Below are 24567 nucleotides of genomic sequence, written 5' to 3'. Positions count from 1 at the left end.
AGAAAGGCCTCCACCGTGGCCGCCAAGCCCGTGGCCCCGCGCGCCAAGCGCCTCGTCGTGCTGGTCTCCGGATCAGGCACCAACCTGCAGGCGCTGCTCGACGAGATCGCCGCCGCCGGCGCACCGGCGTACGGGGCCGAGGTCGTGGCCGTCGGCGCGGACCGCGAGGGCATCGAGGGGCTGGCGCGAGCCGAGCGCGCGGGGCTGCCCACGTTCGTGTGCAAGGTCAAGGACCACGGCAGCCGCGAGGAGTGGGACGCCGCCCTCGCCGAGGCCGTCGCCGCGTACGAGCCCGACCTCGTCGTCTCCGCCGGGTTCATGAAGATCGTCGGCAAGGAGTTCCTCGCGCGGTTCGGCGGGCGGTTCGTCAACACCCACCCCGCGCTCCTGCCCAGTTTCCCGGGAGCCCACGGCGTGCGGGACGCGCTCGCGTACGGCGCCAAGGTCACCGGCTGCACCGTCCACTTCGTCGACGACGGTGTCGACACCGGGCCGATCATCGCGCAGGGCGTGGTGGACATCCGGGACGAGGACGACGAAGGCGCTCTGCACGAGCGCATCAAGGAAGTCGAGCGAAGGCTGCTCGTCGAGGTCGTGGGGCGCCTCGCCCGCAACGGCTATCGCATTGAGGGACGAAAGGTAGTTATCCAGTGACCGCCGAGAGCAACAAGCGGCCCCTTCGCCGGGCGCTCGTCAGCGTCTACGACAAGACCGGTCTCGAGGACCTCGCGCGCGGGCTGAACGAGGCCGGGGTCGAGCTCGTCTCCACCGGCTCCACCGCCGCGAAGATCGCCGCTGCCGGCGTCCCCGTCACCAAGGTCGAGGAGCTCACCGGCTTCCCCGAGTGCCTGGACGGCCGCGTGAAGACCCTGCACCCGAGGGTCCACGCCGGCATCCTCGCCGACCTGCGCTTGGAGGACCACCAGCGGCAGCTCGCCGAGCTGGGGGTCGAGCCGTTCGACCTCGTCGTCGTCAACCTCTACCCGTTCCGCGAGACCGTCGCCTCCGGCGCCTCGCCCGACGAGTGCGTGGAGCAGATCGACATCGGCGGCCCCTCGATGGTCCGGGCAGCCGCCAAGAACCACCCCTCGGTCGCGGTCGTCACCAGCCCGGCCCGCTACGCTGACGTGCTGAAGGCCGTCCAGAGCGGGGGCTTCGACCTCACCACCCGCAAGCGGCTCGCCGCCGAGGCCTTCCAGCACACGGCCGCCTACGACGTGGCCGTCGCCTCCTGGTTCGCCTCCTCCTACGCGCCCGTGGACGAGTCGCGGTTCCCCGACTTCCTCGGCGCCACCTGGGAGCGCGAGCACACCCTGCGCTACGGCGAGAACCCGCACCAGCCCGCGGCCCTGTACGTCTCGGGCACCGGCGGCCTCGCCCAGGCCGAGCAGCTGCACGGCAAGGAGATGTCGTACAACAACTACACGGACACGGACGCCGCCCGCCGTGCCGCGTACGACCACGCCGAGCCGTGTGTCGCGATCATCAAGCACGCCAACCCCTGCGGCATCGCCGTCGGCGCGGACGTCGCCGAGGCCCACCGCAAGGCGCACGCGTGCGACCCGCTGTCGGCGTTCGGCGGCGTGATCGCGGTCAACCGCCCGGTCAGCAAGGAGATGGCGGAGCAGGTCGCGGAGATCTTCACCGAGGTCATCGTGGCGCCCGGCTACGAGGACGGGGCCCTGGAGGCCCTCACGAAGAAGAAGAACATCCGCGTGCTGCGCTGCGCCGACGGCCCCGCGGCCCCGGTCGAGGTCAAGCCGATCGACGGCGGCGCGCTGCTCCAGGTCACCGACCGCCTCCAGGCCGACGGCGACGACCCGGCCAACTGGACGCTGGCGACCGGCGATGCGCTGAGCGCCGACGAGCTGGCCGAGCTGTCCTTCGCCTGGAAGGCCTGCCGCGCGGTGAAGTCCAACGCGATCCTGCTCGCCAAGGACGGCGCCTCGGTAGGCGTCGGCATGGGGCAGGTCAACCGGGTGGACTCCGCGAAGCTGGCCGTCGAGCGGGCCGGTGCCGAGCGTGCCGCGGGCGCGTACGCCGCGTCGGACGCGTTCTTCCCCTTCCCGGACGGCCTGGAGATCCTCACCGCTGCCGGAGTCAAGGCCGTGGTCCAGCCCGGCGGTTCGGTCCGTGACGAGCTGGTCGTCGAGGCCGCGCAGAAGGCCGGCGTCACGATGTACTTCACGGGGACGCGGCACTTCTTCCACTGAGCCGTCGGTGACGGAGCGGGCCGGCGACCACGCCGGCCCGCTCCGTATATGTCAGCCGCCGGCCAGGCGTCAGCGGTCGACCTCGTACCGCCCGACCTCCAGGAAGTACCGCAGCTCCTCCGGAGTGCCGTCGATGACCTCCTCGGCGGCCGCGCGCAGCGCCGCGCTGATCGTCGGGTCGGCCAGCATGCGGGCGATGGCGACGCGGTCGTCCTCGGCCTGGGCGAGGCGGTAACCGGTCTCCAGGAAGGCACGCAGGGCTTCGGGGGTGTTGATGTCGAGGGCCTCGTTGGCTTCGCGCTTGACGCCGCGGCCGGAGTCGGGGTCGCCGATGATGCGGGCGATGGCGACGCGGTCGTCCTCGGCCTGGGCGAGGCGGTAGCCCGTCTTCAGGAACTCCCGCATGCCCTCCACGGTGCCGTCGAGCGCCGCGTTGGCCTCGCGGGTGACGCGGCGGCCCGAGTCCGGATCGGCCAGGATGCGCACGATGGCGAACCGGAGGTCGTCCAGGGACATCTCGTCCACCGGCGTGCCGTCCGACGGAACGGCGGCCGCCGTCGCGGCGGCCGTGGGAGCCGTGGTCGTCGGAGCCGTGGCCGTGGCGAAGGCGGGGGCGGTGAACAGGAGGGCCGGGGCAAGGGCGCCGGTGGCCACGAGCAGGGCACCGCGGGTGAGTCTCATGCGTGAACCTCTCTCCAACTGTTGGGAATCGAGAGCATGTTCGCATGTTTCGCCCGGTCGGTCCGGTCATTTGTGACCGCACGCCAACTCGCTCGTGACGACACGTCAACCGCAGCGGCGGTCACTTCTTCCCGGGCGGGGCGTACTCCTTCAGGAAGTGGGCCACGCGGCCGGCGTAGGCGCGTACGTCCGGGGGCACGCCGCCCGTCGCGTTCACCGTCCGGTACGACGTGCGGTAGGCGGCGGCGATCAGGACCCGCCGGTCACCGGGCAGGCCCTCGTGCAGGCGCGGGGTGATCCAGCACAGGTAGCGGCCCATCGCCGGGATGGACTCGGCGGGAGGGAAGGGGGGCTGGGGGACCGCCTCGCCGGGGGTGCCGTCCTCGTTCATCCACCAGCGCAGGACGCGCGGGGTCCAGCGGGCGATGCCGTACTCGTCGTGGTCGGGGTCCGAGAGGTCCGGGTCGAAGTCGCTCTCCACCTTCAGCATGGCGGCGATCAGGACCGGGGTGACCTCCTTCTGGTCGCAGTCGTGCGCCGTCTCGACGATCAGCAGCCGGTAGGCGGGCGGAACGCCCCGGTCGGTGCGGAGCTCGGAGGCGCCGTACGCGGCCGCGGAGACGTTCGCCGTCGCGCCGGAACCGCTGCCACCGCTGCTCCCGGCACCGGCCCAGACGCTGATGCCGTAGGCGAGGGCGGCCAGGGCCGTCACCGCCCCGGCCAGGACGGCCGCGACGGGCCGGCGGCGCAGGCGGCGGGCCGCGGGGGACAGCCGGGGCAGGCGGAGGGCGCGACCGCCCGGGCCGGCGGCCGCCGTCACCCGGCGCAGCAGCGCCGCGCCGCCGATGCGCTGCTGGTGCGTCCGGGTCAGGCAGGCGCGCACGATCTCCCGCCAGGCGTCGGGCAGTTCGGGCGACAGCCGCAGTGCGTCGACACCGCGGGCGTACGCCGCGGCCGCGTCGCGGCGGGCGGCCGGGGTGGCCCCGGGCAGCGGGAAGGAGCCGGTGAGCGCGAGGTGGGCGAGGACACCGAAGGCCCAGATGTCGGCGGACGGACGGATACGGCGGCCCCGTTCGCCGATCTCGGTCCACAGGAGTTCCGGCGGCGTGTAGTCGGGGGTGGAGAAGGCCGGCGTGTAGGCGTGGGTGCCCTCCAGCTCGGCGGCCATGTTGAAGTCGGCGAGGCGGACCGAACCGTCCGCCATCAGCAGCACGTTGGCCGGTTTCAGGTCGCCGTGCACCCAGCCGGCGTCGTGGAGCTGGGCGAGGCCCTCGGCGATCTGCGCGAGCAGCCCGGGGCCGGCGGCGGGCCGGGGCGTGGCCGCGAGCAGGGCCGACAGGGAGCCCTCGGCCTTCTCCAGGACGAGGACGGTGGCGCCGTCCAGGTCGGGGTGGGCCGGATCGTCGACCGTCAGCGTCTGGTACATCCGCACCAGCCGCGGATGCCGCAGCCGCCGGTACAGCTCGACCTCCCGCTCGATCAGCTCGCGCAGATGGGTCAGCCGGCGGGGCGTGGCCGTCCCGGTGGGCAGGAACTTCAGCGCGGCCGTGGGCGGCAGCCGGGTGCCGGTGCCGTCACCGACGCGCCGGGCCGCGTACACGCTGCCGAAGGCGCCCGTCGCGATGGGCTCGCGCACCTCCCAGACCCCGACCCGGTAGCCCTTGGGCACGGGTACGGCGTACGCCTCGGTCACCGGATCGCCCCGGCCCGGCCGGGACGGCCGAGGGCCCCGGGGGCGCCGCGCGCGGATCCGCCGCGGGCGGGTCGTTCACCGGGCGTGATGTGAAGGGGGGTGCGGTTTCGCTCGTCCTCCGTGGTCGGCGGAGGTACCACGATGATGCTGTACAAGGTGCTCTCCCCGTGCCTGAACAGCTACCACCGTCAGACTAGGGCGACGCACCAGGGCCGTGCCCCCCTCGTACGGGTGAGACACGGCCCTTGGAAGTGTTTGGCGTGAACCGGTCCTGTCGACCGGGCCCCCTCAGTAGCGGGGGCGGTTGAACCAGGCCTTGCCGTTGGCGTTGCCGACGAACACCGCGACCAGGATGGCCAGGACGGTGTGCACCAGACCGACGAGGAGGAACGGGTAGATGCCGAGGATCGCCGTGATGATGGCGAAGACCAGGATGGTGACCCGGGCGCCGTTGCCGCCGTTCTTGAACTTCGTCGCCAGAACGGCGGCGAACACCAGCCAGGCCAGGCCGAACACCACATAGCCCCAGATCACACCGGTCGAGTTGCCGACCAGGTCCTGGAAGGCTGTGTCGTCCTTGAGGGACTCGTTGTCCTTCGCGGCGTTGAGTGCCGCGGCGGCGAAGGCGAAGACGGCGATGCCGACGACCTGCAGACCGACGATGACCCACATCATCACGCGGGCCGCGCCCACCGAGCCGGGCATCGTGGTCGGCGCGGCGGGGCCGCCGTAGGGGGAGACCGGAGGCGCCTGCGGGTAGCCGTAACCGGGAGCCTGCCCCTGGTCCTGCGGGTAACCGTAGCCCGGCTGCTGCTGCGGCTGCTGCCCCTGGGGAGCGCCGTAGGGGTTGTTGGGGTCGCCGTAGCTCATGGGGGACTTTCCTCCGTTGGTCCGAGTGCGGGGACGACGCGTGACATCCGCACGGAGGAAAAACTTCAGTATTGCGACCGTCCCCCCGTTGAACTGCCCGCGGCACTTGTCGGCTCATCGTTCTTCACCACTGACCGGCTTGTCCAGCCGCATTCCCGATGTGTTGTGCAAGTGCAACATCGCCGATCATGGGCGGATACGGGAGGGCGGACCCCGCGGTGCCCGTATTGCGGTCGGATTGGAACCGTGGCGGGGTCATCCGCGAGGATGGGGACATGACCGCCCAGATTCTCGATGGCAAGGCCACCGCAGCCGCGATCAAGTCCGATCTGACCGCCCGCGTGGCGGCGCTGAAGGAGAAGGGCGTCACGCCCGGCCTCGGCACGATCCTGGTCGGGGACGACCCCGGCAGCCAGAAGTACGTCGCCGGCAAGCACCGCGACTGCGCGCAGGTGGGCATCGCCTCCATCCAGCGCGAACTGCCCGCCACGGCGACCCAGGAGGAGATCGAGGCGGCCGTCCGCGAGCTGAACGAGGACCCGGCCTGCACCGGGTACATCGTGCAACTGCCGCTGCCCAAGGGCATCGACGAGAACCGCATCCTCGAACTGATGGATCCGGACAAGGACGCGGACGGGCTGCACCCGATGAACCTGGGGCGCCTCGTCCTCAACGAGCCCGCCCCGCTGCCCTGCACCCCCAACGGCGTGCTGACGCTGCTGCGCCGCTACGGCGTGGAGATCAAGGGTGCCGAGGTCGTGGTCGTCGGACGCGGTGTGACCATCGGCCGGCCGATGCCGCTGCTGCTCACCCGCCGCAGCGAGAACGCCACCGTGACGCAGTGCCACACCGGCACGCGTGACCTGTCGGCGCACCTCAAGCGCGCGGACATCATCGTCGCCGCGGCCGGCTCCGCCCATCTGATCCGTGCCGAGGACGTGAAGCCCGGCGCGGCCGTCCTCGACGTCGGCGTCTCCCGCAGCGCCGAGGGCAAGATCGTGGGCGACGTCCACCCCGACGTCGCCGAGGTCGCCGGCTGGATCTCCCCGAACCCCGGCGGAGTCGGCCCGATGACCCGTGCCCAGCTGCTCGTCAACGTGGTCGAGGCGGCGGAGCGCAGTGCCGGCTGAGCACCGGGCCCCGAGCGGGCACGAGGTCCGGGGCGGGCACGAGACCTCGAGCGGGCACGAGCCGTCGAGCGGGCACGAGACCCCGGGCGGACGCACGGCCCCGGACCGTCAAGAGGCCCCACACGGACACGAGTCGGCGGAGGAGCTCACCGTCCGGGACCCCGTCAGCGCGCCCGACGCCGAAGGGCGGCCGCGACGGGTCACCCGGCGCTTCCCGCTGTTCACCAAGGACACCGCGCGCCCCGAGGGCGGCGGCCGGGCAGCGCCCGGGGACGCTCCCGCGCCGGCGCGGCAGTGGCCCGTGCTCGCCGTGCTGGGGCTGGCCGGGGTCGGGCTGCTGGTGACCGCGTTCGGCCTGTTCCGGCTCGGGACGCTGCTGATCGGCGCCGCCCTGCTGGGTGGTGGCGCGCTGCGCTGGCTGCTGCCGGACGTCGGCATGCTCGCCGTCCGCTCCCGCTTCACGGACATCGTCACCTACGGCCTGCTGGGCATGGTGATCGTCATGCTGGCGCTGATGGCACAGCCGAATCCGTGGCTGCAGATCCCGTTCCTGAAGGACACCCTGCACTTCACGGTCACCAGCGAATGACGAGGACGGCGGTCCGTCCTCTCCCCCGAGGAAGGACGGGCCGCCGCCACGCCCCACCTTCCTGCACCGCGAACGGCCTGTTCAACGGCTGTCAGTGCGCTGTGGCACGGAAGTGACAGTTCCGGTACGTCTGGCTTCCAATACCACACAAAGTGGTGCGACAGCGGGGTCGGCATGGACAATCAGGACGGTCCAGGGTGTATCGCGCGCGGTCACCATGCTCCTGTGCGCCCCTCGTCAGGGAACTGAGATCCTGGCTGGGCGCATCCCTGTGGGTATCCAGAACGGGGACTCGGCCGAGGCCGCCGCGCGCGGGGCGAGCAGCGCGAGAAATATCAGCACGTTTCGGGGGGAAGAGGGGGAGCAATGCCTCGTTGGAAGGCCTTGCCGGATGAGCTCGATCCACAGATCAGGGAGTTCACCAGCCAGCTGCGCAGGCTCGTGGACCGCGGTGGTCTGAGCATCGCGTCGGTCGCGGACCGCACGGGCTACAGCAAGACGTCGTGGGAGCGATACCTGAACGGCCGGCTGCTCGCCCCCAAGGGCGCGATCGTGGCCCTGGCCGAGGTCACGGGCACCAACCCGGTGCACCTGACCACGATGTGGGAGCTCGCCGAGCGCGCCTGGAGCCGCTCGGAGATGCGGCACGACATGACGATGGAGGCCATCCGGATCTCCCAGGCGCGTGCGGCGCTCGGGGAGTTCGGCGGGCAGGACTTCAGCGATCCCTCGGCCGGTGGCAAGGCGGCCTCGGCGGGTGAGGGCAGAGCGGCCTCCACGGGCAGCGGCGGGCCCGCCCGCAGGAGCGGCGGCACCACGGTCACGCCGGGCATCGCGGGACCGGCCGGTGTGGCCCCGACCGTGCCGCCCCAGCCGACGGCTCCGGAGGTCCAGGACTCCACCGGCTCGGATCTGCGGGAGAGCGGCCGAACCGCCGAGCCCGAGGTCAACTCGTGGGGACTGGCCGGGTACCAGGGCCCGTCGCCGACGGGCGGGCGCTCCGCCGGTTCCGGCGCGGGCACGGGATCCCGGCCCGGCTCGGGCCCCGGAACCTCCGCCGGGTCGCCCGGCGGCCCCGGCCGGACCCCCGGTGCGGGGGCGGGCTCGTACGGCGAACCGCAGGACGCCGTCCCGAACCGGGCGGGCGGGGCCGGTGGCGCAGGGGGGACGCGCCGCACGGCTTCCGCCTCCGCCGCCGCGGGCAAGAAGCGGACGGTGACCTTCGTCGCGGGTGTCGTGGGCGTGCTCGTGGTGATCGCCGGCGCGTTCTACCTCACCGGCGGCGGTGGGGGCGACGAGGCCGAGGGCGGCGCCCCGTCGCCCTCGCCGACCGTCAGCAGGGACCAGAAGCTGCCGCCCGGCGTGAAGTGCAGCGGTGCCGACTGCACCGGCAAGGACGCGGAGGCCATGGGGTGCAGTGGTGACCTGGTGACCACCGCGCAGACGGCGACCGTCGGCACGACCACGGTCGAGGTCCGCTACAGCAAGACCTGCCAGGCGGCCTGGGGGCGTATCACGCAGGCCACCCAGGGCGACGAGGTCCAGATCGGCTCGGGCAAGGCGAAGCAGACCGGCAGCATCACCGCGACCGGGGACAGCATCGCCTACACCCCGATGGTGGCCGTGAAGAGCGCCGCCGACGCCAAGGCCTGCGCGACGCTGGGAACCGGACAGAAGGGCTGCACCGACTGAGGGGGCGACACGGCGGCATCCGCTGACCCGGGCGGGCGGGGAGAAAGCCCGGTGAGGGGGTGCAGGCCGCGTCTGCCGACCTGGGCGGCGGAGAAATTCCGAAAGGGGGGAATGCCCGCCGGAATCCGGGGCACGTGAACCGTACCCCCACGGGAGTCCGGCACGGTCGGTATCCCCCAGGCGGCCGCCTTCGTCCTCCTCTCCCGGACGGGCGGCCGCCTCTTGCATGGGGGGCGCACATGCGTACGCACCGGGGCGGTGTTGTGGGCCGGGCCACACCGACCCGGACGTCCGGGATCCCGGATGCGCGATAGCCTGACCGCTGGATCGATCTCTTGACGCCAAGAGATCGATCAAACGTCCGGGGCAGGGACCCCGCCCCACCGCCAGCTGTCATACGGAGAACGCCATGACCCGCACTCCCGTGAACGTCACCGTCACCGGCGCGGCCGGCCAGATCGGTTACGCCCTGCTCTTCCGCATCGCCTCCGGTCAGCTGCTCGGCGCGGACGTGCCGGTGAAGCTGCGCCTGCTGGAGATCACGCCGGCCCTGAAGGCGGCCGAGGGCACGGCCATGGAGCTGGACGACTGCGCGTTCCCGCTCCTGCAGGGCATCGACATCACCGACGACCCGAACGTCGCCTTCGACGGCACCAATGTCGGTCTGCTCGTCGGCGCCCGCCCCCGCACCAAGGGCATGGAGCGCGGCGACCTGCTGGAGGCCAACGGCGGCATCTTCAAGCCGCAGGGCAAGGCGATCAACGACCACGCCGCGGACGACGTCAAGATCCTGGTCGTCGGCAACCCGGCCAACACCAACGCCCTCATCGCCCAGGCCGCCGCGCCGGACGTTCCGGCCGAGCGCTTCACCGCGATGACCCGCCTGGACCACAACCGCGCGCTGACCCAGCTCGCGAAGAAGACGGGCTCGACGGTCGCCGACATCAAGCGCCTGACCATCTGGGGCAACCACTCCGCCACCCAGTACCCCGACATCTTCCACGCCACCATCGCCGGCAAGAACGCCGCCGAGGTCGTGAACGACGAGAAGTGGCTGGCCGAGGACTTCATCCCGACCGTCGCCAAGCGCGGTGCGGCGATCATCGAGGCCCGTGGCGCGTCCTCCGCCGCGTCGGCCGCCAACGCCGCCATCGACCACGTCCACACCTGGGTCAACGGCACCGCCGAGGGCGACTGGACCTCCATGGGCATCCCGTCGGACGGCTCCTACGGCGTCCCGGAGGGCCTGATCTCCTCCTTCCCCGTCACCACCAAGGACGGCACGTACGAGATCGTCCAGGGCCTGGACATCAACGAGTTCTCCCGCGCCCGGATCGACGCCTCCGTCAAGGAGCTCGAGGAGGAGCGCGAGGCGGTCCGCGGCCTCGGCCTCATCTGACCGGAGCCTCTCCGCGTTCGTACGCAGGCCCCGTACCGGTTGCTTCCGGTGCGGGGCCTGCGGCCTTTCCGCACCCGGACGTCTTCCGACCTCGCACGGTGTGACGCCACGTACCTGATGCATGGATGGTTTGCGGCGATTTGCCCCCATCTCCCGTGACACAGCGCACTTTCGGCCATGGGCGCGCATGCAATTGCGGGAGGAGGGCAGGCGAACTCGGTCTCTTAGTGACACGAATGTGACACAGGGGCGCTGATCAGGAACGGAAGGCGAAGAGCGATCATGGCGGAAAGTACCGAACTTCAGGCGCGTGAAACCATCCATGCGGGAGGAGAGTGGCGGGCGGCCACCTCCGGGGCCACCCGCGAGATCCTCGACCCCGCGGACGCCCTGCCCTTCGCCGTGGTCGCGGAGGGCGACGAGAAGGACACCGATCTGGCGATCGCCGCCGCCCGGCGCGCCTTCGACGAGGGCCCCTGGCCGCACACGCCTGTCACCGAGCGGGCCGCGCTGCTGAGGCGCGTCGCCGATCTCCTCGTGCGGGACCGCGAGAAGCTGGGCCGGCTGGAGGCCCAGGACGCGGGCAAGACCGTCGAGGAGGGCCGCGTCGACATCGACTGTGTCGCCGACGCCTTCCGCTATTTCGCCGACCTGGTCGCCGGCGAGGCGCCCGGCCGGGTCGTGGACGCCGGCTCGCCCGACATCCACAGCGTCGTCGTGCACGAGCCGATCGGCGTCTGCGCGATGATCACGCCCTGGAACTACCCCCTGCTCCAGGCCAGCTGGAAGATCGCTCCCGCCCTCGCCGCCGGCAACACCTTCGTCATCAAGCCGAGCGAGATCACGCCGATGACGACGATCGCGGTCATCGAGCTGCTCGTCGAGGCCGGGCTCCCCGAGGGCGTCGCGAACATCGTCACCGGTCCCGGCCACTCGGTGGGCGCGCGCCTGTCCGAGCACCCCGACGTCGACCTGGTCTCCTTCACCGGCGGCCTGGTCAGCGGCACCAAGGTCGCCCAGGCCGCCGCACCGACCGTCAAGAAGGTCGCCCTCGAACTCGGCGGCAAGAACCCCAACGTCGTCTTCGCCGACGCCTGCGCCACCGAGGAGGGCTTCGACACCGCCGTCGACCAGGCCCTCAACGCCGCCTTCATCCACAGCGGCCAGGTCTGCTCGGCCGGCGCCCGCCTCATCATCGAGGAGTCCGTCCGCGACCGCTTCGTCACCGAACTCGCCCGGCGCGCCGAGAGGATCCGCCTCGGCCGCGGCACCGAGGACGGCGTCGAGTGCGGCCCGCTCGTCTCCGAGCAGCAGCGCGCCAAGGTCGAGATGTACGTCGAGTCCGCCCTCAAGGAGGGCGCGGTGCTGCGCTCCGGGGGCAAGCGTCCCGAGCCGTCCCCGCAGCGCCCCGAGAACGGCTACTTCTACGAGCCGACCGTCCTGGACCACTGCCACCGCGAGATGCGCGTCATCCGGGAGGAGGTCTTCGGGCCGGTCCTCACCGTCGAGACCTTCCGTACCGAGGACGAGGCCGTCGCCCTCGCCAACGACACCGAGTACGGACTCGCGGGCGGCGTCTGGACGGCCGACGCGGGCCGCGCCCGCCGCGTGGCCGGCCGGCTGCGCCACGGCACCATCTGGATCAACGACTTCCACCCCTACCTGCCGCAGGCGGAGTGGGGTGGCTTCGGCAAGAGCGGAGTGGGCCGCGAGCTGGGGCCGGCCGGACTCGCCGAGTACCGAGAGACCAAGCACGTCTACCAGAACCTCGCTCCCAAGCCGGTGCGCTGGTTCGCGGGCTGACTCCCGCCCCCGCCGGGCCGCCGACCCCTCATCCCGGGCTGACCCCCACACCCCGGGCTGAACGTCCCCGTCCCCCGAGCTCGTTCACTTCATCCCCACTGGAGCAAGTACGCCATGTCCCACACCAGTCATGAGTACGACTATGTCGTGATAGGCGGCGGAACCGCTGGTTCTGTGATCGCCTCCCGCCTGACCGAGAACCCGGACGTCACCGTCGCCGTCATCGAGGGCGGCCCCAGCGACGTCGGACGCGATGACGTGCTGACCCTGCGCCGCTGGATGGGCCTGCTCGGCGGCGAGCTCGACTACGACTACCCGACCACCGAACAGCCACGCGGAAACTCGCATATCCGGCACAGCCGGGCCCGCGTCCTGGGTGGCTGCTCCTCGCACAACACCCTGATCGCCTTCAAGCCGCTGCCGGCCGACTGGGACGAGTGGGAGGCCGCCGGGGCCAAGGGCTGGGGCGCGGTGCAGATGGAGGCGTACTTCGCCCGGCTGCTCAACAACATCGTCCCGGTCGACGAGAAGGACCGGAACGCCATCGCCCGCGACTTCGTCGACGCGGCCCAGGAGGCCCTGGGTGTGCCGCGCGTCGAGGGCTTCAACAAGAAGCCGTTCACCGAGGGCGTCGGCTTCTTCGATCTCGCCTACCACCCCGAGAACAACAAGCGGTCCTCCGCGTCGGTGGCCTACCTCCACCCGGTGATGGACGAGCGGCCCAACCTGACGATCATGCTGGAGACCTGGGCGTACAAGCTCCAGCTGGACGGCAACCGTGCCGAGGGCGTGCACGTGCGCACCAAGGACGGCGAGGAGATCCTCGTCAAGGCCCGGGGCGAGGTCCTGCTGTGCGCCGGTGCCGTGGACTCGCCCCGGCTGCTGATGCACTCCGGCATCGGCCCCAAGGCCGATCTGGAGAAGCTGGGCATCCCCGTCACGCACGACCTGCCGGGTGTCGGCGAGAACCTGCTCGACCACCCCGAGTCGGTCATCGTCTGGGAGACCAACGGCCCCATCCCGGAGAACTCCGCGATGGACTCCGACGCGGGCCTGTTCGTGCGCCGCGACCCCGAACTGGCGCACCCCGACCTGATGTTCCACTTCTACCAGATCCCCTTCACGGACAACCCGGAGCGACTGGGCTACCAGCGGCCGGAGTTCGGCGTCTCCATGACCCCGAACATCCCCAAGCCCAAGAGCCGCGGCCGGCTCTACCTGACCAGCGCCGACCCCGAGGTCAAGCCCGCGCTGGACTTCCGCTACTTCACCGACGAGGACGACTACGACGGCAAGACCCTCGTCGACGGCATCAAGATCGCCCGCGAGATCGCCAGGACCGAGCCCCTGGCCCACTGGCTCAAGCGCGAGGTCGCCCCCGGCCCGGACGTCACCGGCGACGAGGAGCTCGGCGAGTACGCCCGCAAGGTCGCGCACACCGTCTACCACCCCGCCGGCACCTGCAAGATGGGCGCCGCCGACGACCGGTCGGCCGTCGTCGACCCGGAGCTGCGCATCCGCGGCCTGGAGGGCATCCGCATCGCCGACGCCTCCGTGTTCCCCACGATGACCACCGTCAACCCGATGATCGGAGTCCTCATGGTCGGTGAGAAGGCCGCCGAGCTGATCGGTGGTGGTTCCAAGTGACCGCGACCCTCGAACCCCCCACGGAGCAGACCATGGACACCGCCCCCGTCTTCTCCGTCGAGAACCTGTGGAAGGTGTTCGGCCCCAAGGCCGACCGCGTTCCCGCCGACCCCGAGCTCACCGCCCTCGACCCCGCCGAGCTGCGCTCCCGCACCGGCTGCACGGCCGCCGTCCGGGACGTCAGCTTCGACGTGCGCAAGGGCGAGGTCTTCGTCGTCATGGGCCTGTCCGGCTCCGGCAAGTCCACGCTGGTGCGCTGTCTGACCCGGCTGATCGAGCCGACCGCGGGCACCATCGCCATCGACGGCGAGGACGTCCGCGCCATGGACCGCTCCCGGCTGCGCGAACTGCGCCGCCACCGCGCCGCGATGGTCTTCCAGCACTTCGGCCTGCTGCCGCACCGCTCGGTCCTCGACAACGTCGCCTACGGCCTGGAGATCCAGGGCATGGGCAAGGCCGAGCGCCGCGAGCGGGCCGCCGAGGTCGTCGCCAAGGTCGGTCTGGAAGGCATGGAGCACCGCCGCCCCGGCCAGCTCTCCGGCGGTCAGCAGCAGCGTGTCGGCCTCGCCCGCGCGCTCGCCGCCGACCCCGAGGTCCTGCTCTTCGACGAGCCGTTCAGCGCGCTCGACCCGCTGATCCGGCGGGACATGCAGGAGGAGGTCATCCGGCTGCACCACGAGGAGGGCCGCACGATGGTCTTCATCACGCACGACCTCCAGGAGGCCCTGAAGCTGGGCGACCGCATCGCCCTGATGCGCGACGGCCGGGTCGTCCAGCTCGGCACGCCCGAGGAGATCGTGGGCGCGCCCGCCGACGACTACGTCCGCGAGTTCGTCCGGGACGTCCCGCGCGAGCAGGTCCTGACCGTCCGCACGGCCATGCGCCGCCCCTCGGCGGACCAGGACGGCAGCGGACCGGCCGTGCGCCCCGACGCGACGGTGTCCGAGGCGATCGAGGCGGTCGCCCGCGCCGGCGCTCCGGCCCGGGTCGTGGACAAGGGCCGGTGCGTGGGCGTGGTCGACTCCGACACGCTGCTCGGTGTCGTCGCCGGGACGGAGCAGCTCGCTCCGCCCGGGACGCGGCAGCCCAAGGAGGCGGTGTGATGGCGACCATCACCGCATCCCCGCCGCGCGTCGGCCTGCCCGCCTTCCTCAAGCACCGGGCCGTCCACAAGCTGCTGCTGCTCGCCGTGGCCGCCGCCATCCTCGTGCCCCTGGCCAACGCCCGCTGGGCGAGCGGCAGCTGGCCGAGCGCCCTGACCCTCGACTTCTCCCAGCCGCTCGCCAAGGCCAGCGACTGGATCATCGACAACCGCGACAGCCACCCGCTGTTCCTCTACTTCTTCGGCCACGTCAGCAACATCGTCGTCATCGCCGTACGGGCCGTCTACCTCACCCTCCTGGCCGTCGGCTGGGCGGGCGTCACGGCCATCGGCGCGCTGGTCGCCTGGCGCGTGGCGGGCGTGAAGCTGGCGCTCGGCACGGCCGTCGCGTTCCTCGCCTGCGGGCTGCTCGGCATGTGGGTGCCGACCATGCAGACCCTCGCCCTGATGGTCGTCGCGGTCATCGCGTCGGTCGCCGTCGGCGCGGTGCTCGGTCTCGCCGCCGGGCTGTCCGACCGGATGGACCGCGTCCTGCGCCCGGTCCTGGACACCATGCAGGTGCTGCCCGCCTTCGCCTACCTGCTGCCGGTCGTCCTGGTCTTCGGCATCGGCGTCCCTGCGGCCGTCCTGGCCACCGTCATCTACGCCGCCCCGCCCATGGCCCGCCTGACCTCGCTCGGTCTGCGCGGCGCCGACCAGGGGGTGCTGGAAGCCGTCGAGTCGCTCGGCTCCACCGCGCGCCAGCGCCTGCTGACCGCACGGATCCCGCTGGCCCGCAAGGAACTCCTCCTCGGCCTCAACCAGACGATCATGATGGCGCTGTCCATGGCCGTCATCGCGGCCGTCATCGGCGCGGGCGGTCTCGGTGACCGCGTCTACCAGGCCCTGGCCTCGGTCGACGTCGGCGCCGCGCTCGCCGCCGGCATCCCGATCGTGCTGCTGGCCGTCGTCCTGGACCGCGTCACCGGCGCGGCGGGGGAGAAGCTCGGCGCCGAACCCGAGCCCCACAGCGGCCGCGGCTGGCTCTACGCCCTCGCCGGTGTCGTCGTCGTGGCGGTCGCCGGGCGGCTCGCGGGCCGCCTCGACTGGCCCGACGCCTGGATCGTCAACATCGCCGAGCCCGTCAACCGCGCCGTCGACTGGATGACCGCGCACCTGTACTCGGGCGTCCCCGTCATCGGCGGCACCGCCGACTGGGCGGGCCACTTCACCACCTGGGTCCTCGACCCCATGCGCGACGGCCTGCAGGCGCTGCCCTGGTGGGGCCTCCTGCTGATCGTCGCCGCCCTGGCCTGGGTCATCGGCACCTGGCGCACCGCGCTCACCGCCGTCCTCGCCATGGCCGCGATCGGCGTCCTCGGCGTCTGGAAGCCGTCTCTCGACACCCTCTCCCAGGTGCTGGCGGCCGTCGCCGTCACCCTGGTCGTCGGCTTCGCCGTCGGTATCGCCGCGGCCCGCAGCGACCGTCTGGAGCGGGCGCTGCGCCCGGTCCTCGACGTGTTCCAGACGATGCCGCAGTTCGTGTACCTGATCCCGGTCGTCGCCCTGTTCGGCGTCGGCCGCGCCCCGGCCGTCGCCGCGGCGATCGTCTACGCCCTGCCGGCCGTCGTCCGGATCACCACCCAGGGCCTGCGCCAGGTCGACCCGGCCGCGCTGGAGGCGGCCGGCTCGCTGGGCGCGACCAGCTGGCAGCAGCTGCGGCAGGTCCAGCTCCCGCTGGCCCGCCCGGCGCTGCTGCTCGCCGTCAACCAGGGTCTCGTCCTGGTCCTCGCCGTCGTCGTCATCGGCGGCCTGGTCGGCGGCGGCGCCCTCGGCTACGACGTCGTCTTCGGCCTCGCCCAGGGCGACCTGGCGACCGGTCTGGTGGCCGGCGGCGCGATCGTCTGCCTCGGCCTGATGCTCGACCGGGTGACGCAGCCCACCGAACGCCGTGCGAAGAAGGGAGCGTGACATGCGAGTCCGCAAGACTGCCGTGATCGCCGCGGCGAGCTCCCTGGCACTGCTCACCGGCTGCGGCGCGGCCGACATGACCAAGCAGGCCTCGCCCTTCGCGGGCGCGCAGGGCTCCAAGACCGTGACCCTGTCCGTACAGTCCTGGGTGGGCGCCCAGTCCAACGTGGCCGTCGCCCAGTACCTCCTGGAGCACGAGCTCGGCTACCGCGTCGACACCGTCCAGGTCGACGAGGTGCCCGCCTGGGACGCCCTCAGCCAGGGCCGCGTCGACGCGCTCCTGGAGGACTGGGGCCACCCCGAGCAGGAACAGCGGTACGTCAAGGACAAGAAGACGATCGCGCCCGGCGGCGAACTCGGCGTCACCGGCCACATCGGCTGGTTCGTCCCGACGTACCTCGCCAAGAAGCACCCGGACATCACGAACTGGAAGAACCTCAACAAGTACGCCGACCTCTTCCGCACCCCGGAGAGCGGCAACAAGGGCCAGCTGATGGACGGTTCGCCGTCCTACGTCACCAACGACAAGGCGCTGGTGAAGAACCTGAAGCTGGACTACCAGGTGGTGTTCGCCGGGTCCGAGGCGGCGCAGATCACGCAGATGAGGCAGTTCGCCAAGGAGAAGAAGCCCTTCCTCACCTACTGGTACTCCCCGCAGTGGCTCTTCAAGAAGGTCCCGATGACCGAGGTGAAGCTGCCGCCGTACAAGGAGGGCTGCGACGCCGACCCGGAGAAGGTCGCCTGCGCCTATCCGCACACCCCGCTGCAGAAGTACCTCAACGCGGACTTCGCGAAGAAGGGCGGCAAGGCGGCGGCCTTCCTGAAGAAGTTCAAGTGGACGACCGAGGACCAGAACGAGGTCTCCCTGATGATCGCCGACAAGAAGATGACGCCTCAGGACGCGGCGAAGAAGTGGGTGGACAGCCACAAGTCCACATGGAAGAAGTGGCTGTCCTGACGTCCACTACGCCAACCGGGCGACGATCTCCCGCAGGGCGCGGGCAGCCCGCCGCTGGAGCCCCGGCCCGAAGGTGATCCGGGTGGCCCCTCGCGCGCCGAGTTCGGCGGGTGAGGGGCCGCCGTCGGTCGGAGCCCCTGCGTTGATCGGCCCCTGGATCCCGGCCCGCAGCAGCGGCAGCACCTCCGGCGGGGCGTCGATCGGGTACACGCAGTCGGCCCCCGCGGCGACGTACAGCGCCGCCCGCTCGATGGCCGGGCCGGGATCGGCCACCCCGCAGGCGAAGGTGTCGATGCGGGCGTTGACGAACAGCCGGTCACCGGCCGCCTCCCGCACCTCGGCCAGCCAGCCGGCGTGCGCGCGGGGGTCCTTCAGCACCTCGCCCTCCGAGTCCTCCAGGTTGCACCCGACCGCACCCACCTCCAGCAGCCGCTCCACGAGGTCCTTCGGGGCGAGCCCGTAACCGCCCTCCACGTCCGCCGACACGGGCACGTCCACGGCCCGGACGATCCGGGCGACCGCCGCGAACATCTCGTCGGCCGGGACCTGACCGTCCTCGTACCCCAGCGAGGCGGCGACCCCCGCGCTGGGCGTGGCGAGCGCGGGGAACCCGGCCTCGGCGAACACCCGCGCACTGGCCGCGTCCCACGGCCCGGGCAGCACGAGCGGATCGCCGGGCGCCCGGTGGTGGTGCAGGGCGCGGAACACCCCGGCCTTGCCCGTCGTACGCCCCGTCCCGGCCGTCACTTGTGCTGTCCCGGCTGGTAGTGCCCCGGCGCCATACGGCACGTCACCCCGAACCGGTTCCACGCGTTGATCACCGTGATCGCGGCGATGACCTGCGCCAGCTCGGCCTCCTCGAAGTGCTTCGCGGCGTTGTCGTAGACCTCGTCCGGCACGAAACCGTGCGTCAGGACCGTCACCGCCTCCGTCAGCTCCAGCGCCGCGAGCTCCTTCGCGGTGTAGAAGTGCCGCGACTCCTCCCACGCCCCGAGCTGGATGATCCGCTCGACGCTCTCCCCGGCGGCGAGGGCGTCCTTGCTGTGCATGTCGAGGCAGAACGCGCAGCCGTTGATCTGCGAGGCGCGGATCTTCACCAGCTCCAGCAGCTTGGGGTCCAGGCCCCGCCGGGCCGCCACGTCGAGCCGGACCATCGCCTTGTAGACCTCGGGCGCGTGCGTGGCCCACTCCAGGCGGGCGGGCTGTTCGGGGGCGTACTCCACGCTTTCCGGGGCCGTCGTTTCGTCGGTGTGCGTCGTCATGCCCTCGACCCTAGGAAGGAAGCAGCCCAGGGGTATGGTCCATTTCCATGGCGGAATCCTGGGCCACTCCGGGGCTCGACCTGCATGTGGAGCCGACCGGGCCGGGCCTGCGCCGGGGGCTGACCGACGCCCTGCGCGAGGCCGTGCGCTCGGGGCGGCTGGCCCCCGGCACCCGGCTGCCGTCCTCCCGCGCACTCGCGGCCGACCTGGGGATCGCCCGCAACACCGTCGCCGACGCCTACGCCGACCTGGTCGCCGAGGGCTGGCTCACCGCCCGGCAGGGCTCGGGCACCCGGGTCGCCGAGCGGAGGGTGGTCCCGCCCACCGGCACCGCACCCCACCCGCGCACTCCGGCCCGCCCGGCCTACGATCTGCGCCCCGGCAGTCCGGATCTCACGTCCTTCCCGCGCGCGCAGTGGCTCAAGGCGGCCCGCCGCGCCCTGACCGCCGCTCCCCACCACGCCCTCGACTACGGCGACCCGCGGGGCCGGCCCGAGCTGCGGGCCGCGCTCGCCGCGTATCTCTCACGGGCCCGGGGCGTGCGCGCCGACCCCGAACGGATCGTGGTGTGCGCCGGGTTCGCACACGGTCTGAAGCTGCTCGGCACGGTCCTGCGGGCGCGCGGGGCACGGACCGTCGCGGTCGAGTCGTACGGTCTCGACGTGCACACCAGGATCCTGACCGGCTCCGGCCTGGACACCGTCGCGCTGCCGTTCGACCGGCTCGGCACGGACCCGGCCGGGCTGCCCGGAGCCGACGCGGTCCTCCTCACCCCCGCCCACCAGTTCCCCATGGGCGTGCCCCTGCACCGCGACCGCCGCACGGCCGTCGTGGACTGGGCGCGGCGCACCGGCGGGCTGGTGCTGGAGGACGACTACGACGGCGAGTTCCGCTACGACCGGCAGCCCGTCGGCGCGCTCCAGGGCCTGGACCCCGACCGGGTGGTCCATCTGGGCACGGCGAGCAAGTCCCTCGCGCCCGGGCTGCGGCTGGCCTGGATGGTGCTGCCGCCGGGCCTCGCGGAGGAGGTCGCGGCGGCCAAGGGCGGCGTCGACACGTGCGGGGTGCTGGACCAGCTGACCCTGGCCGAGTTCCTCATGTCCGGTGCCTACGACCGGCACCTCCGCGCGACCCGCCTGCACTACCGGCGCCGCCGGGACGCCCTGGTCGCCGCCGTCACGGCCCGGGCCCCACAAGCCCGCGTCAGCGGCATCGCGGCCGGTCTGCACGTCCTGCTGCGACTGCCGCCGGGCACCGAGCACTCGGTGGTCCAGGCGGCGCACTGGCGAGGTCTCGCACTGCACGGACTCGCCCGCTACACCCACCCCGGCGCACGGGCCGAGCCCGTCGACGCCCTGGTCGTCGGATACGGCACACCCCCGGACCACGCCTGGTCCGGGGCGTTGGACGCGCTGTGTGCGGTACTGCCCGGATAATCGCGCGAATTCTCCTCAGAAATGTCGCCCGACGGATATGGTAGCCCCATGGATGAACGTTCTCCCATGTCCCGCGTCGCCCTGAAGGAAATCACCCCCGACGTCTCCGCGGCCATGGGCTCCCTGCATGCCGCCGCTGTTTCCGCGGCCAAGGACGCCAAGCTCGAACCGGAACTGCTGGAACTGGTCAGAATTCGCGCCTCCCAGATCAACGGCTGTGCGTTCTGCCTCGACCTGCACACCAGGGACGCCCGCGCGCAGGGCGAGGAGGAGCGGCGCCTGCACACCCTGAACGCCTGGCGGGAGACGCCCTTCTTCACCGAACGCGAGCGGGCCGCCCTGGCGTTGACCGAGGCCGTGACGCTGGTCCACGACGGCCGCGTCCCGGACGCGGTCTACGCCGAGGCGGCCGCGGTATTCGACGAGAACCAGATCGCGGCCCTCATCTGGGCGGCCACCGTCATCAACGCGTACAACCGCATCGCGATAACGACCCGAATGGTCCCGAAAAACTGAAGATGGCAGCAGGAAAAGCCCGCCGGGTCGAATGCGGCCCGGCGTCGCTGTTTCCCGCCCAATTCACTCGTCCGGCAGCGGATCCATCATGCCGTCCAGCCAGGCCCGCCATTCCGCGGCCCGTTCCACCGGGGGGATCCGCATCGGCCGTCCGATCCAGCCCGTCACCGGCCGGATGCCGTGCAACGCGTTCACCAGCCACACCTCACGACCGTCCAGCTCGGCCACGGTCCGCTCCCGGTGCGCGATCCGGAACCCGGAGCGCAGCGCCCGCTCCTGGACCAGCCCGGCCGTCACACTCGGCAGGACGGGCAGCCGCGGCGGGGGCAGGCACAGGGTGTCGTCCTCCCACCACAGAACACCCGCGGTGGCCGACTCCAGGACCGTGCCCGAGGGGGCGATCAGCATCGCCTCCTCCGCGCCCTCACCCGCGGCCCGGCGGCGCACCCGGGCCAGGGTGTCCAGGTCCGGGCCCTTGCGGCGGGGCACCGTCCGCGGATCGGACTGGCCCGCCGCCCAGAGGCGCACCCCGGTGCCGAGCGGCGGAACGGGCCGCAAGCGCAGCCGCAACTCCAGCGAACCCGCCGCCAGTTCCACCCGGGGGAACCACACCCCGGTGCGCGGCAGGGCGGCGGTCACCTCCCGCCAGAACTGCGCAAGCCGGCGCGGCCCGAGCCCGCCGCAGTCACCGCAGGACCGCGAGAACCTCTCCCGATGCCGGGCGTAGGCCCGCACCCGGCCCTCGCGCAGCAGCCAGGAGTCCGCCACGAGCAGCCGTCCCCCGTCCGTCCGCTCCGAGGCCGCCAGCCCCCCGTCGGGTGCCCACGCCCACAGGCCCTCCGCCACCACCGGTCCCGTCACCACGAAGTCCTCCTCAGTACGTGCGGCCCGCGACCGCGGGCGCCCCGTGCCGGGGTCCGTACGGCGCGTGCTCCAGCCAGGATCCACACCACGGCAGCATCGGCGCCAGGGCCGCCGCGGCCCGCTGCCTGACCCGGACGGCCCGGCGGCGCGGCCGCAGATGGTCCAGGGCCGTACCGGCCGCGGCGCTGTTGAACAGACCCGCCGCGCGCCGCACCTCCGCGAAGCGCGCAACCGCCTCGCCGGTCCCGGCGGCGATCGCCTCGGCGGCGGCCGCCGCGTCCGCGATCCCGCTGTTCATCCCGCGCGCCCCGAACGGGGGGAAGAGATGCGCCGCCTCACCTGCCAGCAGCACCCGCCGGTGCCGATCGGTGAACGAGGCCGCCACCTTGCGCACGAAGCGGTACGTCGACACCCACAAAATCCGCTCGCCGTAGCCGTGCCCGACGATCGCGGGCAGCCAGCGCCGTACGGCCTCCTCGGTGCCGAACTCCTCCGGCCGGTCCTCCTCGCGGCACTGCAGGTCGACCTGGAAACCCCCGGTGAACGGCACCCGCATCACACTGCGCCCGCCGGCCCCGGGGTGCTCGTAGTGGAAGACCCGCTCCCACGGCAGCTCGGCGCCCGGCACATCGGCGACGTCCACGACGACGTGGAAGCCCTCGCCGCGGGTGCCCTCCAACTCGATGCCCAGCGCGCGCCGGACCGCGGAGCGGGCCCCGTCGGCGGCGACGACACGGGAAGCACTCCACTCCCGCCCCGCCGCATCCGTCAGCCGGACCCCGTCCGCCGTGCTGTGCACGCCCGTCACGCGGGCCTCCCACACGAAGTCGACCCCGGCCCGCTCACAGGCCGCGCGCAGGAACCGCTCGGTGTCGGTCTGGCGCAGGCTGGTGAAGGGCGGCGGGCCGGCCGGGGGCGGGAAGGTCCGGGCGTAGACCTCACGGCCCCGGTACAGGGTGCGCCTGGTGTGCCAGGTCCGCCCGTACGCGGTGATCTCGGCGGCGAGGCCGGGCAGCATCGCGTCCAGCAGGGCAAGGGTCTCCCGGTGCACGAACAGGGCCCGGCTGCCCGGCCGTTCACGGCCCTGCGGATCGGCCTCCAGCAGGGTGACCGGCAGGCCGTGCGCCCGCAGCGCGAGGGCCGCCGACAAGCCCACCGGTCCGGCGCCCACGACCACGGCCGGGGTCATGCCCGCACGTCCTCGGTGAGCATCCGGGCGATCTCCACCCGCTTCACCTTCCAGGTCGCCGTCATCGGCAGCTCCTCGAACCGCCACTGCCGGGGCTCGGCCATCGCCGGCAGCCCGGCCGTGGCACGCCGCCAGCGCTCCGGGTCCAGGGGCCGCTCGCCGCGCACGCACACCACCGGCACCGGCTCGCGGTCCGCCCCCGGCACGATCACGACCTCGCGCAGCTCCTCCAGCCGGGACATCAGGGCGTCCTCGACCTCCAGGTTGCTGTGCACCGCGTCGATCCGGTCGACCTCACGGTCGATCAGGTACAGCGCGCCCAGCCGGTCCCGGTAGCCCAGATCGCCCATCTCCCACCAGCCGTCGGTGAGCTGACGGTCGTAACGGTCCGGCATGCCGAGGTAGGTGAGGATCCGGCCCCGCGTACGCGCCTCGATCCGGCCCGGGGTGCCCGGCGGGACCCGCGCGCCCTCGGCGTCGGTCACCCGGATCCGGGTGAAGCCGGGTATCCCGAACCCGACCCGGCGGCCGTCCGCCCGGGCCGCGCTGCGCCGGGTCACCACCTGGAACGCCACCGGGCCCGTCTCGCTCTGCCCGTACAGCTGGATCAGCCACGGCATGCGCCGCCGCGAGGCGTCCAGCAGCCGCCGCACGGTGCGCGGGTGGATCGCGTCGAACGTAGAGCCGTAGGACCGGACCCGGGACAGCGGCGCTCCGGGCGCGTCGGCCAGTTCCTCCCACAGCACGAACGTGTTGGGGTGCGTCTCCACGATGCCGGGCCGGTGCCGGACCAGCAGCGGGCCGACCGCGGCCGGGGCCGGGTCGGTGATCAGCACGAGCGGGCTGCCGAAGTGCACCAGCACGCCGAGCAGATGATAGAAGCGCGAGTGCACGAACGACATGTGCAGTGCGGCGGTCTCGCCCCGGGTGGGCCGGCCCATCGCCTGCTGCGGCACGAGCCGGTTCCACATGGTCCGCGCGCAGTGCACGGCCAGCTTGGGGACGCCGGTGGTGCCCGAACTATGGGTGATCAGGGCCGGTTCGCGGGGGTGCAGCCGGACGGGCGGGGGCGGTTCGGCGCCGGTGTACTGCGCCAGCGGCTCGGCACGGGGCGCGTCGTCCACGGACAGCGTGCGCCGCACCAGCCCGGACAGGGCGATGTCCTTCAGGCCGTCCAGCGTCGCGGCGTCGGTGACCAGCCAGGGCTGCCGCAGCCGTGCGAGGAGCTGCCCCGCCACCTGGGGGGCCAGCGCGGGCGACAGCAGCACGGGCACGGCCCCGATACGGGAGACGGCGCAGGTCAACAGCATGATGTCGACGTTGTCCGCCTTGTGTACGACGACCTGCTCCGAGGGCCGTACCCCGGCCTCCCACAACCGGCCCGACAACTCCTCGACCGCCTCGGCCAGCACGGTGTAGCTCAGGTCGACCCCGAGAGATGGGGCGACGTCCAGCGGCCGGTCGAGGGTGACGAAGACCGCCCCGTGCCGGTCGGCCGCACGCCGGAAGACCGTACCCAGATAGAACCCCCGGTCGGCGAGCAGGTGCTGTCTCATGGAGTCGTACCTCTCCG

20 protein-coding genes and 1 pseudogene are annotated in these 24567 nt (G+C 72.4%); 13 read left to right on the top strand and 8 right to left on the bottom strand.

The genetic code is table 11. The features are described from left to right. Positions 1-15: 15 nt before the first annotated feature. Both purN and purH read left to right on the top strand, forming a co-directional pair. Positions 16-654, top strand: a complete 639-nt coding sequence (gene purN, locus FDO69_RS01985; RefSeq protein ID WP_104777809.1) for a phosphoribosylglycinamide formyltransferase — start codon at positions 16-18, stop codon at positions 652-654. Then, complete coding sequence (purH, locus tag FDO69_RS01980) at positions 651-2213, top strand: bifunctional phosphoribosylaminoimidazolecarboxamide formyltransferase/IMP cyclohydrolase (protein WP_104777808.1); 1563 nt, start codon at positions 651-653, stop codon at positions 2211-2213. Before purN ends, purH begins: the two co-directional genes overlap by 4 nt. A gap of 69 nt (positions 2214-2282) precedes the next feature. Here the strand turns inward: purH and FDO69_RS01975 are convergent, their stop codons facing one another. The 3 genes from FDO69_RS01975 to FDO69_RS01960 form a co-directional block, all read right to left on the bottom strand. After that, positions 2283-2894 carry an ALF repeat-containing protein gene (locus FDO69_RS01975; RefSeq protein WP_104777807.1) on the bottom strand — a complete coding sequence of 204 codons (612 nt, stop codon included), beginning with the start codon at positions 2892-2894 and terminating at the stop codon, positions 2283-2285. 121 nt (positions 2895-3015) lie between these two features. Then, entirely contained in the window at positions 3016-4587 is a 1572-nt protein-coding gene (locus FDO69_RS01970) for a protein kinase domain-containing protein (protein ID WP_104777806.1), read from the bottom strand. Between the two features lie 288 nt (positions 4588-4875). After that, complete coding sequence (locus FDO69_RS01960; protein ID WP_104777805.1) at positions 4876-5457, bottom strand: hypothetical protein; 582 nt, start codon at positions 5455-5457, stop codon at positions 4876-4878. A gap of 275 nt (positions 5458-5732) precedes the next feature. Here FDO69_RS01960 and FDO69_RS01955 point away from each other — a divergent pair, with 275 nt between their 5' ends. From FDO69_RS01955 to FDO69_RS01915, 9 genes are all read left to right on the top strand, one after another. Beyond that, entirely contained in the window at positions 5733-6587 is an 855-nt protein-coding gene (locus FDO69_RS01955) for a bifunctional methylenetetrahydrofolate dehydrogenase/methenyltetrahydrofolate cyclohydrolase (RefSeq protein WP_104777804.1), read from the top strand. Continuing rightward, complete coding sequence (locus FDO69_RS01950; protein WP_234387811.1) at positions 6577-7176, top strand: DUF3017 domain-containing protein; 600 nt, start codon at positions 6577-6579, stop codon at positions 7174-7176. The genes FDO69_RS01955 and FDO69_RS01950 overlap by 11 nt, the downstream gene beginning before the upstream one ends. 384 nt (positions 7177-7560) lie before the next feature. After that, positions 7561-8868, top strand: a complete 1308-nt coding sequence (locus FDO69_RS01945; RefSeq protein WP_234387810.1) for a helix-turn-helix domain-containing protein — start codon at positions 7561-7563, stop codon at positions 8866-8868. A gap of 409 nt (positions 8869-9277) precedes the next feature. Continuing rightward, positions 9278-10267 (top strand): malate dehydrogenase, encoded by a 990-nt coding sequence (locus tag FDO69_RS01940; RefSeq protein ID WP_104777801.1) that lies wholly within the window; start codon positions 9278-9280, stop codon positions 10265-10267. Between the two features lie 282 nt (positions 10268-10549). Next, positions 10550-12070 (top strand): aldehyde dehydrogenase family protein, encoded by a 1521-nt coding sequence (locus FDO69_RS01935; protein WP_104777800.1) that lies wholly within the window; start codon positions 10550-10552, stop codon positions 12068-12070. Between the two features lie 114 nt (positions 12071-12184). Continuing rightward, positions 12185-13717, top strand: coding sequence for a GMC family oxidoreductase (locus FDO69_RS01930; protein ID WP_104777799.1), 1533 nt, complete (start codon positions 12185-12187; stop codon positions 13715-13717). Next, positions 13714-14820 carry a quaternary amine ABC transporter ATP-binding protein gene (locus FDO69_RS01925; protein WP_420878476.1) on the top strand — a complete coding sequence of 369 codons (1107 nt, stop codon included), beginning with the start codon at positions 13714-13716 and terminating at the stop codon, positions 14818-14820. The genes FDO69_RS01930 and FDO69_RS01925 overlap by 4 nt, the downstream gene beginning before the upstream one ends. Next, the gene (locus FDO69_RS01920; protein WP_104777798.1) at positions 14820-16769 is read left to right on the top strand and encodes an ABC transporter permease; all 1950 of its coding nucleotides are present in this window, start codon (positions 14820-14822) and stop codon (positions 16767-16769) included. The genes FDO69_RS01925 and FDO69_RS01920 overlap by 1 nt, the downstream gene beginning before the upstream one ends. A gap of 1 nt (position 16770) precedes the next feature. Then, entirely contained in the window at positions 16771-17727 is a 957-nt protein-coding gene (locus FDO69_RS01915) for an ABC transporter substrate-binding protein (RefSeq protein ID WP_104777797.1), read from the top strand. Between the two features lie 6 nt (positions 17728-17733). Here FDO69_RS01915 and FDO69_RS01910 read toward each other — a convergent pair whose 3' ends face one another. Then, positions 17734-18474, bottom strand: coding sequence for an isocitrate lyase/PEP mutase family protein (locus FDO69_RS01910; protein WP_170320820.1), 741 nt, complete (start codon positions 18472-18474; stop codon positions 17734-17736). Beyond that, on the bottom strand, positions 18471-18989 hold the full coding sequence (locus FDO69_RS01905; RefSeq protein WP_104777796.1) for a carboxymuconolactone decarboxylase family protein: 519 nt from the start codon (positions 18987-18989) through the stop codon (positions 18471-18473). The genes FDO69_RS01910 and FDO69_RS01905 overlap by 4 nt, the downstream gene beginning before the upstream one ends. A 47-nt stretch (positions 18990-19036) precedes the next feature. On the opposite strand from FDO69_RS01905, the gene pdxR reads away from it, so the two are divergent. Together pdxR and FDO69_RS01895 are read left to right on the top strand one after the other, a co-directional pair. Next, on the top strand, positions 19037-20425 hold the full coding sequence (gene pdxR / locus FDO69_RS01900) for a MocR-like pyridoxine biosynthesis transcription factor PdxR (protein ID WP_104777795.1): 1389 nt from the start codon (positions 19037-19039) through the stop codon (positions 20423-20425). A 48-nt stretch (positions 20426-20473) separates the two neighbouring features. After that, a complete protein-coding gene (locus FDO69_RS01895) occupies positions 20474-20941 on the top strand; it encodes a carboxymuconolactone decarboxylase family protein (RefSeq protein WP_104777794.1) in 468 nt (155 codons plus the stop codon). Positions 20942-21004: 63 nt separating this feature from the next. Here the strand turns inward: FDO69_RS01895 and FDO69_RS01890 are convergent, their stop codons facing one another. The 3 genes and pseudogenes from FDO69_RS01890 to FDO69_RS01880 all read right to left on the bottom strand — a co-directional run. Beyond that, positions 21005-21802: an aminotransferase class IV gene (locus FDO69_RS01890; protein ID WP_104777923.1), complete on the bottom strand. Its 798-nt coding sequence runs from the start codon at positions 21800-21802 to the stop codon at positions 21005-21007. Between the two features lie 13 nt (positions 21803-21815). Further along, on the bottom strand, positions 21816-22994 hold the full coding sequence (locus tag FDO69_RS01885) for an FAD-dependent monooxygenase (RefSeq protein WP_104777793.1): 1179 nt from the start codon (positions 22992-22994) through the stop codon (positions 21816-21818). After that, positions 22991-24550 (bottom strand): annotated as a pseudogene (locus FDO69_RS01880) (class I adenylate-forming enzyme family protein); the annotation flags it as partial. The pseudogene FDO69_RS01880 and the gene FDO69_RS01885, both read right to left, overlap by 4 nt. Positions 24551-24567 lie beyond the last annotated feature (17 nt).

The sequence above is a fragment of the Streptomyces tibetensis genome, from assembly GCF_007655005.1.
Classification (GTDB): domain Bacteria; phylum Actinomycetota; class Actinomycetes; order Streptomycetales; family Streptomycetaceae; genus Streptomyces; species Streptomyces tibetensis.
The sequence above is the reverse complement of the archived record's forward strand: the minus strand, read 5'-3'. Positions and strand labels throughout refer to the sequence as shown.

Bases quoted from the DNA above. Each gene is read 5' to 3' on its own strand.
- FDO69_RS01895 (WP_104777794.1), top strand. From the start codon at position 20,474: ATGGATGAACGTTCTCCCATGTCCCGCGTCGCCCTGAAGGAAATCACC.
- pdxR (WP_104777795.1), top strand. From the start codon at position 19,037: ATGGCGGAATCCTGGGCCACTCCGGGGCTCGACCTGCATGTGGAGCCG.
- FDO69_RS01920 (WP_104777798.1), top strand. From the start codon at position 14,820: ATGGCGACCATCACCGCATCCCCGCCGCGCGTCGGCCTGCCCGCCTTC.
- FDO69_RS01885 (WP_104777793.1), bottom strand. From the start codon at position 22,994: ATGACCCCGGCCGTGGTCGTGGGCGCCGGACCGGTGGGCTTGTCGGCG.
- FDO69_RS01915 (WP_104777797.1), top strand. From the start codon at position 16,771: ATGCGAGTCCGCAAGACTGCCGTGATCGCCGCGGCGAGCTCCCTGGCA.
- FDO69_RS01905 (WP_104777796.1), bottom strand. From the start codon at position 18,989: ATGACGACGCACACCGACGAAACGACGGCCCCGGAAAGCGTGGAGTAC.
- FDO69_RS01935 (WP_104777800.1), top strand. From the start codon at position 10,550: ATGGCGGAAAGTACCGAACTTCAGGCGCGTGAAACCATCCATGCGGGA.
- FDO69_RS01960 (WP_104777805.1), bottom strand. From the start codon at position 5,457: ATGAGCTACGGCGACCCCAACAACCCCTACGGCGCTCCCCAGGGGCAG.
- FDO69_RS01930 (WP_104777799.1), top strand. From the start codon at position 12,185: ATGTCCCACACCAGTCATGAGTACGACTATGTCGTGATAGGCGGCGGA.
- FDO69_RS01975 (WP_104777807.1), bottom strand. From the start codon at position 2,894: ATGAGACTCACCCGCGGTGCCCTGCTCGTGGCCACCGGCGCCCTTGCC.
- FDO69_RS01940 (WP_104777801.1), top strand. From the start codon at position 9,278: ATGACCCGCACTCCCGTGAACGTCACCGTCACCGGCGCGGCCGGCCAG.
- FDO69_RS01955 (WP_104777804.1), top strand. From the start codon at position 5,733: ATGACCGCCCAGATTCTCGATGGCAAGGCCACCGCAGCCGCGATCAAG.